This window comes from Alloyangia pacifica (assembly GCF_020524285.1).
Taxonomy (GTDB): Bacteria; Pseudomonadota; Alphaproteobacteria; order Rhodobacterales; family Rhodobacteraceae; genus Salipiger; species Salipiger pacificus_B.
Genome location: NZ_JAIVKX010000005.1, coordinates 227488 through 239119 on the forward strand (window position 1 = coordinate 227488; position 11632 = coordinate 239119).

15 protein-coding genes are annotated in these 11632 nt (G+C 67.5%); 11 read left to right on the forward strand and 4 right to left on the reverse strand.

What is annotated here, in order from left to right:
• Nucleotides 1-66: 66 nt before the first annotated feature.
• A complete protein-coding gene (locus LC039_RS09430; protein ID WP_226623549.1) occupies nucleotides 67-1251 on the reverse strand; it encodes an MFS transporter in 1185 nt (394 codons plus the stop codon).
• A 101-nt stretch (nucleotides 1252-1352) separates the two neighbouring features.
• On the opposite strand from LC039_RS09430, the gene LC039_RS26820 reads away from it, so the two are divergent.
• From LC039_RS26820 to LC039_RS09485, 10 genes are all read left to right on the forward strand, one after another.
• Nucleotides 1353-1949 carry a TetR/AcrR family transcriptional regulator gene (locus LC039_RS26820; protein ID WP_264179495.1) on the forward strand — a complete coding sequence of 199 codons (597 nt, stop codon included), beginning with the start codon at nucleotides 1353-1355 and terminating at the stop codon, nucleotides 1947-1949.
• Nucleotides 1950-2325: 376 nt separating this feature from the next.
• Nucleotides 2326-2526: a hypothetical protein gene (locus tag LC039_RS09445; RefSeq protein ID WP_226623551.1), complete on the forward strand. Its 201-nt coding sequence runs from the start codon at nucleotides 2326-2328 to the stop codon at nucleotides 2524-2526.
• A gap of 244 nt (nucleotides 2527-2770) precedes the next feature.
• Nucleotides 2771-3232, forward strand: coding sequence for a cupin domain-containing protein (locus tag LC039_RS09450; RefSeq protein ID WP_226623553.1), 462 nt, complete (start codon nucleotides 2771-2773; stop codon nucleotides 3230-3232).
• A 262-nt stretch (nucleotides 3233-3494) separates the two neighbouring features.
• Entirely contained in the window at nucleotides 3495-4424 is a 930-nt protein-coding gene (locus LC039_RS09455) for a LysR family transcriptional regulator (protein ID WP_226623554.1), read from the forward strand.
• 109 nt (nucleotides 4425-4533) lie between these two features.
• Complete coding sequence (locus LC039_RS09460) at nucleotides 4534-5295, forward strand: carboxymuconolactone decarboxylase family protein (RefSeq protein WP_226623556.1); 762 nt, start codon at nucleotides 4534-4536, stop codon at nucleotides 5293-5295.
• Between the two features lie 51 nt (nucleotides 5296-5346).
• The gene (locus LC039_RS09465) at nucleotides 5347-5985 is read left to right on the forward strand and encodes an NADPH-dependent F420 reductase (protein WP_226623558.1); all 639 of its coding nucleotides are present in this window, start codon (nucleotides 5347-5349) and stop codon (nucleotides 5983-5985) included.
• Nucleotides 5986-6014: 29 nt separating this feature from the next.
• Entirely contained in the window at nucleotides 6015-6410 is a 396-nt protein-coding gene (locus LC039_RS09470) for a cupin domain-containing protein (protein WP_226623560.1), read from the forward strand.
• Nucleotides 6411-6695: 285 nt separating this feature from the next.
• Nucleotides 6696-7142 (forward strand): (2Fe-2S)-binding protein, encoded by a 447-nt coding sequence (locus tag LC039_RS09475; RefSeq protein WP_226623562.1) that lies wholly within the window; start codon nucleotides 6696-6698, stop codon nucleotides 7140-7142.
• Between the two features lie 3 nt (nucleotides 7143-7145).
• Nucleotides 7146-9341, forward strand: coding sequence for a xanthine dehydrogenase family protein molybdopterin-binding subunit (locus LC039_RS09480; protein ID WP_226623563.1), 2196 nt, complete (start codon nucleotides 7146-7148; stop codon nucleotides 9339-9341).
• Nucleotides 9342-9344: 3 nt separating this feature from the next.
• Nucleotides 9345-9701, forward strand: a complete 357-nt coding sequence (locus tag LC039_RS09485; protein ID WP_226623566.1) for a c-type cytochrome — start codon at nucleotides 9345-9347, stop codon at nucleotides 9699-9701.
• A 69-nt stretch (nucleotides 9702-9770) separates the two neighbouring features.
• On the opposite strand, the gene LC039_RS09490 is transcribed toward LC039_RS09485, so the two are convergent.
• Genes LC039_RS09490 through LC039_RS09500 form a run of 3 tightly spaced genes read right to left on the reverse strand, consistent with a single transcriptional unit; the run spans nucleotide 9771 to nucleotide 10882 of the window.
• Nucleotides 9771-9992, reverse strand: a complete 222-nt coding sequence (locus LC039_RS09490; protein WP_226623568.1) for a hypothetical protein — start codon at nucleotides 9990-9992, stop codon at nucleotides 9771-9773.
• A 3-nt stretch (nucleotides 9993-9995) separates the two neighbouring features.
• Complete coding sequence (locus tag LC039_RS09495) at nucleotides 9996-10235, reverse strand: group III truncated hemoglobin (protein WP_226623576.1); 240 nt, start codon at nucleotides 10233-10235, stop codon at nucleotides 9996-9998.
• Nucleotides 10232-10882, reverse strand: coding sequence for a helix-turn-helix transcriptional regulator (locus LC039_RS09500; protein WP_226623578.1), 651 nt, complete (start codon nucleotides 10880-10882; stop codon nucleotides 10232-10234). The genes LC039_RS09495 and LC039_RS09500 overlap by 4 nt, the downstream gene beginning before the upstream one ends.
• Nucleotides 10883-10985: 103 nt before the next feature.
• Here LC039_RS09500 and LC039_RS09505 point away from each other — a divergent pair, with 103 nt between their 5' ends.
• Nucleotides 10986-11588: a superoxide dismutase gene (locus LC039_RS09505; protein ID WP_226623579.1), complete on the forward strand. Its 603-nt coding sequence runs from the start codon at nucleotides 10986-10988 to the stop codon at nucleotides 11586-11588.
• Nucleotides 11589-11632 lie beyond the last annotated feature (44 nt).

Consider the following 11632-nt stretch of genomic DNA (forward strand, 5'->3'; position numbering starts at 1 on the left):
GGGCTGGCGCGATGCACCGGCCCCTGGCGTGTCGGACACCTGCTGCGCTCAGGCTCAGGCGTGGGCTCAGGCGCGGGCGAAGCCCGAGGTGCGCTCGCGGAAGATGGCCACCGCCAGTCCCGCGCCCACCAGCGCCGCTGCGGCGAAGACCATGAAGGCGAGATGGAAGCCGCCGGTGGAGATCAGCGGCTGTGTCAGGATCGGCGAGATGAACTGGCCGATGAACAGGCTGAAGGTCAGGGCGCCCGAGGCCATGCCGTGATGGCGCATCGGCACCGCGTCCAGCACGGAGTTCAGCAGCGTCGGCACGATCAGCCCCGGACCCATGCCCACCAGAAGAGAGGCCGCCGCGATCATCGGCACCAGTTGCACGTAGCTCATCAGCAGGAAGCCCGCCGCCAGCATGACGAAACCCGCGCCCAAAACGCCGCCGCGTCCGAGGGTGGCGCGCAGCCGCGGATAGACCATCGCGATGGCGCCGGCGGCGAAGGTCACGCAGACCATCATGAAGGCCGCGGTGCTGGGGTCGGTATGGCCAAGCTCGCCAAGATAGAAGGCGATCTGCGTCGGCAGGATGTAGAAGGTGGAGAAGGTCAGGGCCATGAGCGCCAGCCCCAGGCCCAAGACCACCGGCCAGCCGTCCTGTCCCTGCGCCGTCGGATGGCTGCCGTCCTCGTGCGAATGGCTCTTCGGCTCATCGAGGCAGAGGTAGAGGATCGGCAGGTAGACCAGGCCCGCGAGGTAGAGGGCGAAGGGATAGAAGGACGAGTGGTTCGCCAGTTGCCCTGCCACGGCGATGAAGATCAGACCGCCGAAATTGATGAAGGTCATCTGCAGGCCCATGAACCTGCCGCGCTCGGGGCCGTGGAAGTACTGCGCCACCAGCGCGGTCATCGCCGTCATCAGCAAGGCAACGCTTACGCCCAGGACAAGGCGCGTCGCCAGAAGGACATGCAGGCTTGGGGCCCAGAGACCGGCGCTGCCCGCGAGTCCGAACAGCGCGGCGCCGGTGATCAGCATGGCCTTGCGTCCGACCCGATCCACCAGAAGCCCCGCGAAGGGCGCGATCACCGCGACCGTCAGCGACGGTGCGGTGATCAGCAGGCGGGTCAGCAGATCGGCATTCGGGGTCGCGGCGAAATAGGTCGCGATCCCCGGAAGCCCGGGGCTGATGATGGCATTGGACATGACCGTCAGCGTCGCGGCGAGAAGCAACGCGACGGCGCGACGGTCCTTCAGAAGAGAACCCATGGGAGGCACCTGTACATATGGGGGAGATTACAGTTTACAAATTTTGTAACCTGTAAGATGAAGACATTCAAGCGCGCAGCTATCGGAAAGGGCGCAGAAGGATGCCGCGGACAGGACTTGCTCCCGAAGAGCTGAAACGCCGTGCAGTCGAGGTGGCCAACCAGCGCATCAAGTCGGTCGGCTACAGCAAGCTGCGCGTGACGGATGTCGCCGCCGAACTGGGCGTCAGCCATGCCGCGCTCTACGGCCACTTCTCGGGGAAGGCCGATCTTCTGGATGCGGTGGTCGGCCATTGGCTGGACAAGGCGCAGGAGGAACTGCGCGCGGCGGTCTCCGGCCCCGGTACACCCGAGGAGCGCCTGGAGACCTGGCTGATCCAGCGGCTGCGGCTGAAACGCGCTGCCGCGGTGAAGGACCCCGAGCTGTACGAGGCCTACTGCCAGGCCTCGGACCGGCTGCGCGACGTCGTGCAGCGCCACAAGGCCCTCTGGCGCGACCAGATCGCCATGCTGCTGACTCAGGCCATCCCCGACCTGCATGACCCCGTGTATGCGGCGCGGCTGGTGCAATCGGCCATGTACGGCTTCAACCACCCGCGGCTGGTGCTGGAATATCTCGATACCGAAGAGGACGAGGTCGAGACCCGCCTGCGCGATGTGCTCCGCACGGTGATCACGGGGCTGCGCAGCACCGGCTGACACCGCCGCTGCAGGGTGCCGCGCACGCAAAGCTCGGCTGCAACAAGCGGCGCGTTCAAGCCGTGGCCTCAGAGCGTGACGTCTTAGGAGATTGGTCATCCTTGCGAGCTCCGAGCCCGAGTCTGGCGCTGGCAACCCAAGCCCGCAGCGCGGGGAACAACTACCTGAAATTTAACAGCTGGCGGGCCGATGGGGTGCGCGTCACACAAGTCGCGACGTCAGACGCCGCTTCGGTCGGCGATACGGCGCTGATTGTCAGCCCGATGCTCGCAGAGGCCGGGGAACTTCGATACGGCTGCCCTTGGCGCACCTCTGCGCGCCGGGCTTTTCCGGCGCTGTTTCGGGTGGCGTACCTCCACCAACCGAATGAAAAGAAATGAAACCACTGGACCTTCTTGTCGTCTCGACGTTCTGCGTGTCCCTGCTCGCGCTCGTCGTCCTGTCCTACTTCAAGCCCACCTACGGGCTGCCGGGCATCGGGATCCTGTTCCTGGTGTTCGGTGTGCTGGTCCTGCTGATCCGGCGCGCCAACCGCCCGACCTCGGCAAGCATCGCCGCGATGCGTATCAAGCGTTGAAAACGGCTGGCGCAGAAATGCGTCAGAGGTCTGCTCAGCGGCTCCGAGCCGCCGCGCTGGCCGGGTGCCGGGCGCATCTTCGGTAGTCGGACGGGGCTTCGTCTTTCATGAGCGGGCCTCATGAGCGCTTTCCGCCGTTGCGGCATTATCTCCGCGCGGGGTCTTCCTACCTTCGAAGGGCTGGCCGGGGATGCGCCCCGGCCGCAGGCCACAAGGCCGCCTCACGCTCAACGGAGACGACCAGATGAAATCCACCCTCGCAGCCCTCGTCCTGACAATGACCGCGGCCCCGGCCGCATATGCGCAGGAGATGACCGTGACCAAGGCCGACTCGCTCGAAGGCCAGATCGGCGCCGCAGAGACCTTCACCGGCACCGCCTACGTCGCGCCAGTCTTCGGCGCCAACGTGCACGATGTGAGCGCGGGTCACGTCACCTTCCTGCCGGGGGCGCGCTCGGCGTGGCACACGCACCCTGCCGGACAGCAACTCGTGGTGACCTCGGGCACCGGCTGGACGCAGGAGCGGAACGGCGAGAAGCACATCATCCAGGCCGGAGACGTGGTGTGGTGCCCGCCGGGGGTCGAGCACTGGCACGGCGCGACCGACACCACCTCGATGTCGCATTACGCCATCCAGGCTAAGGTCGATGGGTCCGCCGTGGCGTGGGGCGCGCAGGTCACCGATGAGGAATACCACGGCCACTGAGGCCGCACCCGGGCCGCGCGTGTCCGGTTCCCGGCGCAGGTGCCGAAATGGGGGCTCGCGCGGTTTGCGAACGCCCTTGGCTCCAAGGCGCCCCTCTGCGGCGGCAGCGGTAGGCGGATTGGGCGCAGACACGGCCCTCGGCCTCGGGAGGTTGCGCGGAGGGTCGCAGGGGTCGAAGGCCCGGGATGATCCGGCTTCCCCGGTAACGGGATAATCAGTGGACGTCATGAGCCACGCGCATATATCGTGAGGGAGACCTGTCATGATCCTCGACCACCAGATCAAGGCCTCCTTCATGCTTCGTGAAAACATAAACGATCTCATCGCCTTGGCCGCGGTTGCCGAGGAACGGAGCTTTACCCGCGCCGCGGCCCGGCTCAATGTCTCGCAATCGGCGCTGAGCCACACGATCAAGGGTCTGGAGCAGCGGCTCGGCCTGCGGTTGCTGACCCGCACCACGCGCTCGGTCGCCCCGACGCTGGAGGGCGAGGATCTGCTGGCGACCCTCAACCCCTGTTTCGAGATGATCGAGGCGCGGCTCAAGGCGCTGAACGACGCGCGCGACCAGCCCACCGGCACGGTGCGGATCGTCGGGGTGGAGTACGCCATCGACACCATCCTCTGGCCCAAGCTCTCGCCGGTGCTCAAACAGTACCCCGCGGTGAACATCGAATTCGTCATGGACTACGGCTATACCGATCTTGCCAGCGCGCAATGCGATGCCGGGGTGCGCTACGGCGAGCAGGTGAGCGAGGGGATGATCTCGATGCGCATCGGCCCGGACGAGCGGATGATCTGCGTCGGTGCCCCGGCGTATTTCGAGGCCGCGGGCACCCCGCAGGTGCCGCAGGACCTGAGCGAGCATCGCTGCATCAACCTGCGACTCTCGACCCATGGCGCGCTTTATGCCTGGGAATTCGAGGACAAGGACGGCAACGAGATCCGCGTGAAGGTCTCGGGACAGACCTGCTTCAACACGATCAACCCGGTGATGCGCGCGGCGGTGGACGGCCACGGGCTCGCGCTGATCCCCGAACGGCTGGCGGCGGAGCACCTGGCCTCCGGGGCGCTGCAGACCTGCCTCGACGAGTTCTGCCCCTATTTCCCGGGCTTCCACCTCTACTACCCGAGCCGGCAGCGCCCGTCCTCGGCCTTCGAGGTGGTGTTGGAGGCGTTGCGAGAGCGGGGCTGAGCCATTCATGAGGCGCTGTCATGAGTGGGTTGGCGCAATTGGGCATTAAGCTTCCGCGGCACCGGACCACATGAAGGGGGTACCCGGAACCAGCCCGACAGGAGCTCCCATGAAGACCTATGTTGCCGCTTCGGCCCTCGCCCTCATGACCACCGGCGCCACCGCGCAGGAGGTGTCCAGCACCCTGCCATCCGCCGTCGGCGCCGTTGCGCCCGCGCTCGAGGCCTATTCGACCGATGGTCTCTTCGGCTCCGTCTGGGCGGGCGAAGAGCTGTCCATGCGCGACCGCGCGCTTGTCACCTTCGCGGCGCTTATGACGCGCCATGAGACAGAGAACCTCGGCAGCTACGTCGAACTGGCCCTCGACGCGGGGGTGACCCCGGCCGAGCTGTCCGAGACGATCACCCATCTCGCCTTCTACACCGGCTGGGGCAATGCCACCGCCGCCGCCGAGGCGATGGCGCCGGTCTACGAGGCGCGCGGCATCACCGCCGAAGACCTTCCCGCCGTCGATCCCGAGTTGATGGATTACGACGAAGAGGCCGAGGCGAGCCGTCAGGAGTTCGTCTCGAGCACCTATGGCGACGTGAGCCAGGGCGTGGTGGATACCACCGAGCAGATGCTGTTCCTCGACCTGTGGCGCCGTCCGGCGCTGGAGCCGCGGGATCGCAGCATGATCACCGTCGCCGCGCTGATCGCCGCGGGCCAGCCCGAGCAGATGACCTTCCACTTGGGTCGCGCGATGGACAACGGCATGTCGCAGGAAGAGGCAGGGGCCATGCTCTCGCATCTGGCGTTCTACGCCGGTTGGCCCAAGGTGTTCTCGGCGATGCCGGTGGCCAAGCAGGTCTTTGAGGCCCGCGCGAACTAAATCTTCGGGCGGCGGGACTCCGGTTCCGCCGCCGCAATTCGGGAGAAGAGCATGAAGATCGGCATTTTCGGATCGGGCCTGATGGGCGGCAAGCTCGGCACGCTCTGGGCGGCCTCTGGCCACGACGTCACCTTCGCCTATGCGCGCAGTGCCTCGAAGCTGGAGCGCCTCGCACAGGACAGCGGCGCCGCGCATGGCTCGGTGGCCGAGGCGGTGGAGGGCGCGGATGCGCTGCTGCTCGCGGTGCACTGGTCGCGGGTCGGCGACGTGCTGGATCAGGCCGGGGATCTCGCGGGCAAGATCGTGCTGAACTGCTGCGTGCCGCTCGACGCGGCAAATCGCGACCTCGTCGTCGGTACCACGTCTTCCGGTGCCGAGGAGTTGGCCAAGATGCGTCCCGAGGCGCGCTGGGTATCCTGCTTCAACACCACGCCCTCCGAGAGTTTCGCGCCGGTCTTCGCCCGCAAGGGGCAGGCCCCCGCGCCGCAGGTCTTCATCTACGGCGACGACAGTGGCGCCAAGGACATCGCGGGCCAGCTCATCCGTGATATCGGCTTCGAACCGCTGGACACCGGCGGTCTGCGCAATGGCCGCTACATCGAGCCCTTTGCCATGGCCACGGTCGAGCTGGCCTATGTCCAGCCCGGCGGTCCCGCGCTTACCTACAGATTTACCAAGCTGCGCGGCTGACCGCGCAGCGAGACAGAAGGAGAAAGACAATGAAAATCATCCGCGCAGGCAGCATTCCTTCCGGCCCCGGTCCCGAGGATTACTTCACCGGCACCGTGCGCATCGACCCGATGTTCCAGGCCGACGCGCCCGGTCGCACCAGCGGCGCGCATGTCACCTTCGAGCCCGGCGCGCGCACCGCGTGGCATACGCACCCCGCCGGCCAGACCATCATCATCACCTTCGGCCGCGGCCGCGTGCAGCGCGAAGGCGGTCCGGTTGAGGAAGTGACCGCCGGCGACATCGTCTTCTTCCCGGCCGAGGAAAAGCACTGGCACGGCGCTGCGCCGGAAAACGCCATGTCGCACATCGCCATCCAGGAAAGCATCGACGGCTCGCCCGTGACCTGGATGGAGAAGGTGGCCGACGAGGACTACAACGGCTGATCCCGCAAACCGCCGTTCTCGAGGACCGGGCGCTTTCCAGCGCCCGGTTTTTTCTTGTTGCAGCCTCAACGGCAGGGTCTGCAAAGACCGGCCACCGTCATTCATGAGGCAGGCTCATTGGCGTTATCGGGTTTCGCCCCATAGCCTTGCCGGGAGGCGCATAGGACACTGACACGCGCAGAACACCCTTCGGCACCGCGCCTGTGATCCGCACGGGGACCCGTACGGGGCCGGAGCGCCTTGACCCGAAACGACCCAGACCCATCGAACCGACAGGACTGACAAATGCAGCTGAACATCAACGGCGCGACGCATGACGTCGACGTGGCCCCCGATACCCCACTTCTGTGGGTGATCCGCGAGGAACTCGGCCTGACCGGCACCAAATATGGCTGCGGCATCGCGCAATGCGGTGCCTGCACCGTAATGATCGACGGCGTGGCGACGCGTTCCTGCGTGACCCCCGCAGACAGCGTTTCGGGGCTCGAGATCAAGACCATCGAGACCGTCGAGGACACCGAGGTCGGCCGCCGCGTGGTCGAGGCCTGGGTCGAGAACGAGGTCGCGCAATGCGGCTACTGCCAGTCGGGCCAGGTGCTGGCGGCGACGGCACTGCTGAGCGACATCCCGACCCCCACGGACGCGGACATCGACGGTGCGATGACCAATCTGTGCCGCTGCGGCACCTACAACAAGATCCGCGCCGCCTTGCGCAGCGTGTCGGAGGCCTGAGCCATGGGTGTGCTTGATCAGATCTCGCGCCGCCTCGGGCAAGCGCCGGTGAACGTCTCGCGCCGCGGCTTCCTCGCCGGGTCCGGCGCGCTGGTGCTTGCCACCGCGCTGCCGCTGCGCCCGGTGCGCGGCCAGGAGACCGCTGCCGAGGCGCCTGCCGTCGAAGCTTTCCTCGAGCTGCGCCCGGATGGCACCGCGCTGCTGCGCAGCCCGTTCATCGAGGGCGGGCAGGGCATCTTCACCGCCATGGCGCAGATCGTCGGCGAGGAGCTTGACCTCGCGCCCGAGAACTTCTCGGTTGAGATCGCCCCGGCGGGTGGCCCCTTCGGCATCATGGGCGGCTACCGGCTGACCGGCGGCAGCATGTCGACCCGCACCGGCTACCCGGTGATGCGCCAGCTCGGCGCGGCGGCACGCGCGATGCTGGTCGAGGCGGCGGCGCAGGAGTGGGGCGTGGACGCCTCCGAGCTGGTGACCGAGCCGGGTGTCGTGGTGCACGAGGGCTCAGGCCGACGCGCGGCCTATGGCGACCTTGCGGCCGCCGCGATGGACCTGCCGGTGCCCGCCGAGCCCGCGCTCAAGGACCCGGCCGATTTCCGTTGGATCGGCTCCGCCCTGCCGCGCATGGACGTTCGGGCGAAGTCCACCGGGCGCCAGACCTACGCCATCGACGTCGAGGTCGAGGGCATGCTGCTGGCCGCGCTGCGCCACGCGCCGCGCCTTGGCCTGACGCCCGCGGCGGTCACCAACCGGACCGAGATCGAGGCGATGCGTGGCGTGCACTCCGTGCAGATGCTGGACGGCGCCGTGGCCGTGGTTGCCGAGAAATTCTGGCAGGCGCGCCGCGCCATCGACGCCGCCGAGATCGACTGGACCGAGGGCGAGGCGCAATGGCCGATGCCCGCCGACTTCTCCTCCGCCGGGTTCCGCGACACGCTGGCCAGCGCCACAGGCGAGGTGGTCGAGGTCGAAGCCGCGGGCGATGCCGCGGGCACGCTCGAGGCCGCCGAAACGGTGATCGAGGCCACCTACGATGCGCCCTACGTGGCGCATGGCCAGCTCGAGCCGCCGTCGGCGACCGCGCGGTTCAACGAAGACGGCACGCTCGATCTGTGGATGCCCTGCCAGGCGCCCGAGATGTTCGTCGGTGCGGCGGCCGCGGCTGCGGGCCTCGAGGCGAGCCAGATCACCCTGCACCAGCAGGTGCTGGGCGGCTTCTTCGGGCGTCACTTCCTCTATGCGACTGCCAACCCCTTCCCGCAGGCGATCGCGCTGGCCAAGGCCGTGGGGCGTCCGGTCAAGTTGATCTGGACCCGCGAGGAGGACTTCCTGCGCGATGCGCCGCGTCCGCTGGGCCTCGCGCGCTTCCGCGGTGCTGTCGGCCCGGATGGCCCGACCGCGCTGCAGGTCGAGGTGGTGGGCGAGGGGCCGACACAGCGTTGGTATCAGGCACCTCCGGGACAGGATCCGTCGGCGACCGAGGGTATCTCGGGCAAGACCTACGCCATCGCCAACACCCACATCGGCCAGATCTTCCATGCCAATCCGGCGGTGATCGGCTACTGGCGCGCCGTGGGTCATTCGATGCATGACTTCATGTACGAGGGCTTCCTCGACGAGCTGGCGCAGGCGGGCGGCCTCGATCCCTTCGAGATGCGCCTGTCGATGCTGTCTGGCTCCGAGCGTCACCGCACGCTGCTGGAGCGCGTCGGCGAGATCTCGGGCGGCTGGACCCCCGGTCCCTTCGAGGCCGAGGACGGCACCACCCGCGCCCGCGGCGTGGCCATGGCCTCGCCCTTCGGCTCCGAGGCTGCGGTGATTGCCGAGGTGTCGGTGGATGGCGGCGAAGTGCGCGTGCACCAGGTCTGGGTCGCGCTCGATCCGGGGCAGGTGGTGAACCCCAGCACGGTGGAGGCGCAGGTGCAGTCGGCGGTCGCCCTCGGCACCTCGCAGACGCTGGTCGAGGAACTGGTCTACGAAAACGGCGAGCCCACCGCGCGCAACTTCGACATGTACCCGATCCTGCGCCCCGACCAGATGCCACAGGTCCACACGGCCATTGTCGAGAGCGGTGCCCCCATGGGCGGCGTCGGCGAGCCCGGCCTTCCTGCGGTCGGCCCGGCCATCGTCAACGCCGTGGCGACGCTCACCGGGCAGCGCATCCGCAGCCTGCCCCTTTCGAAACACGACTTCGGATAAGTGATGAAGAAAATTGAGACTTTCGTTCTCCTCGGCCTGCTGGCCGGGGGGCCTCTGAGCGCACAGGATGCTGCCGAAGGCGAAACCGTCTTCCAGCGCCGCTGCGCCGCCTGCCACACGCTCGACGGCTCCAATCGCGTCGGCCCCAGCCTGCAGGGGCTGGTCGGTCGCGAGGCCGGAACCGCCGAGGGCTTCCGCTACTCGGGCGCGATGGCCGAAAGCGGGCTGATCTGGGAGCCGGAAACGCTCGTTCAGTATCTCGAGAACCCGCGCGACATGGTGCCCGGCACCCGCATGGTGCTGCGCCTGCCGGACGAGGAGGATCGCCGCAACGTCGTGGAATTCCTGTCCACCCAGTAGGGTGGGGAGTAACGAGTGGTTTGGTGACGGGAGGCGGCTTCTGCCGCCTCTTCCGCGTCAGCGAACCCCCTAAGGATACTCCTCGCGGGTCAGCGGCGGGCGGAAGGTCAGGATCTCGCCGCGGTGCATGGCGATGTTCATGCGGAAGGCCTCGGCCACCCGCTCGGAACGCGCGACGAAGAGCGCGGCGGTGCGCTCGGGGCAGAGCTCGGTCACGGTATGGCGGAAGATCGCGAGCCAGCGGCGAAAGTGGGCGTCCTCCAACTCGTCGATGGCCTGGTGCTTGGGCATCGGCTAGCCGCTGTAGCTACGGGTGCCGAGCAGGGCGGAGCTCCAGAAGGCGGTGATCTTCTCCCTGTGCTCGGGCCAGTGACCCTCGGCCACGCGGGCATGAAACACCGGGCCGATCAGCGGGTCGGCACGGACCTGGTCGTAGAAGCGGTGCACCACGCGGCGGACCATGGCCTCGTCCAGACCCTCGGCAATCGCCTCGTCGGTGGTCGGCTCTCCGGGGCGTGCGGGGGCAGGGTTCATGCGCCGGTCTCCCGCACGATGTAGGTGCAGCGGCGCCCGCCGCTGACGATGTGTTCGTCGCGCTCTATGCTCGTTCCGGAGCCGAGGGCGTTCTGGAACACCGCCTTCTCGGCGCGGCAGAAGCCCTGGCAAAAGCTGGCGGCGGCGCAGATCGGGCAATGGTTCTCGACGAGACGCAGCGTGCCGTCCTCGTCCTCCTCGACCTGCGCCATGTAGCCTTCGGCGCTGCGCAGCTCGGCGAGCTTCTCGAGCCGGTCGCGCGTGCCACTGCAGCCGACCATGGCCGCGCGGTACTGCGCGAGCGTCTCCGACTCCCGCTGCGCGATGATCCGGTCCAGCGCCTCGGCACCGAGCACCTCGGAGATGCTGCGCAGGATGTCCACGGTCAGCGCGGCGTGGGTGTCGGGAAAGCGGGCTTGGCCCTTGTCGGTGAGATGCCAGTAAACCGCAGGGCGCCCGCGGCCGGCGCTGCGGCGTTCCTCGGCCACCAGCCCATCCTCGTGCAGCTTCATCAACTGCTGGCGCGCGGCCTCGCCGGTGATACCCTGCCTGCGGCCGACCTCGGTCGAGGTCTGCGCCCCGTGCATCTTGAGCGTCATCAGCAGCCGCTCGGCGGGAGCCCGCGGCGACCATGCCTCTTTTTCCAAGTCATCGCTTGACATAATGGCTCCGATGTTTTTCAAAGCTGATGCTTGTTTAATTAACCAAACGGGCCGCATCGCGCAAGCGCCGGCTTGAAAGGAGACCGAGATGACCTTCGAACTTCCCGCCCTGAGCTATTCCCATTCCGCCCTTGCCGAGCGCGGCATGAGCCAGGAAACGCTCGAGCTGCACCATGACAAGCACCACCAGGCCTATGTCACGGCGCTCAACGGCTTCGTCGAGGGCAACGCCGCCCTGCAGGGCAAGACGCTCGAGGAGATCAACGCGCTGTCCTACGGCGACGAGGCGCTTGCGGGCGTGTTCAACCAGGCCGGCCAGCACTGGAACCACATCCACTTCTGGAACGCGCTCTCGCCGAACGGCGGTGGCATCCCCGGCACTCTGGAAGCCAAGCTCACCGAGTCCTTCGGTTCGGTCGAGGAGTTCAAGGCCGCCTTCAAGACCGCGGCGACCACGCAGTTCGGTTCGGGCTGGGCCTGGCTGATCCAGAAGGCCGACGGCAGCCTCGGCGTCACCAAGACCCCGAACGGCGTCAACCCGCTGGCCACCGGAGAAGGGACTGCGCTGCTCGGCCTCGATGTCTGGGAGCACAGCTATTACGTCGACTTCCGCAACCGTCGCCCGGACTACGTGACCAACTTCCTCGACAGTCTCGCAAACTACGAGTTCGCCGAAAGCAACCTCGCCTGAGCGGCGCGGACCTGTCCCGCCGTGCACTGGCACGGCGGGACAGG

What these genes read in the sequence shown, in the direction of transcription:
- LC039_RS09430 (WP_226623549.1), bottom strand. Translation starts at nt 1,251, where the DNA reads ATGGGTTCTCTTCTGAAGGACCGTCGCGCCGTCGCGTTGCTTCTCGCC.
- LC039_RS26820 (WP_264179495.1), top strand. Translation starts at nt 1,353, where the DNA reads ATGCCGCGGACAGGACTTGCTCCCGAAGAGCTGAAACGCCGTGCAGTC.
- LC039_RS09445 (WP_226623551.1), top strand. Translation starts at nt 2,326, where the DNA reads ATGAAACCACTGGACCTTCTTGTCGTCTCGACGTTCTGCGTGTCCCTG.
- LC039_RS09450 (WP_226623553.1), top strand. Translation starts at nt 2,771, where the DNA reads ATGAAATCCACCCTCGCAGCCCTCGTCCTGACAATGACCGCGGCCCCG.
- LC039_RS09455 (WP_226623554.1), top strand. Translation starts at nt 3,495, where the DNA reads ATGATCCTCGACCACCAGATCAAGGCCTCCTTCATGCTTCGTGAAAAC.
- LC039_RS09460 (WP_226623556.1), top strand. Translation starts at nt 4,534, where the DNA reads ATGAAGACCTATGTTGCCGCTTCGGCCCTCGCCCTCATGACCACCGGC.
- LC039_RS09465 (WP_226623558.1), top strand. Translation starts at nt 5,347, where the DNA reads ATGAAGATCGGCATTTTCGGATCGGGCCTGATGGGCGGCAAGCTCGGC.
- LC039_RS09470 (WP_226623560.1), top strand. Translation starts at nt 6,015, where the DNA reads ATGAAAATCATCCGCGCAGGCAGCATTCCTTCCGGCCCCGGTCCCGAG.
- LC039_RS09475 (WP_226623562.1), top strand. Translation starts at nt 6,696, where the DNA reads ATGCAGCTGAACATCAACGGCGCGACGCATGACGTCGACGTGGCCCCC.
- LC039_RS09480 (WP_226623563.1), top strand. Translation starts at nt 7,146, where the DNA reads ATGGGTGTGCTTGATCAGATCTCGCGCCGCCTCGGGCAAGCGCCGGTG.
- LC039_RS09485 (WP_226623566.1), top strand. Translation starts at nt 9,345, where the DNA reads ATGAAGAAAATTGAGACTTTCGTTCTCCTCGGCCTGCTGGCCGGGGGG.
- LC039_RS09490 (WP_226623568.1), bottom strand. Translation starts at nt 9,992, where the DNA reads ATGCCCAAGCACCAGGCCATCGACGAGTTGGAGGACGCCCACTTTCGC.
- LC039_RS09495 (WP_226623576.1), bottom strand. Translation starts at nt 10,235, where the DNA reads ATGAACCCTGCCCCCGCACGCCCCGGAGAGCCGACCACCGACGAGGCG.
- LC039_RS09505 (WP_226623579.1), top strand. Translation starts at nt 10,986, where the DNA reads ATGACCTTCGAACTTCCCGCCCTGAGCTATTCCCATTCCGCCCTTGCC.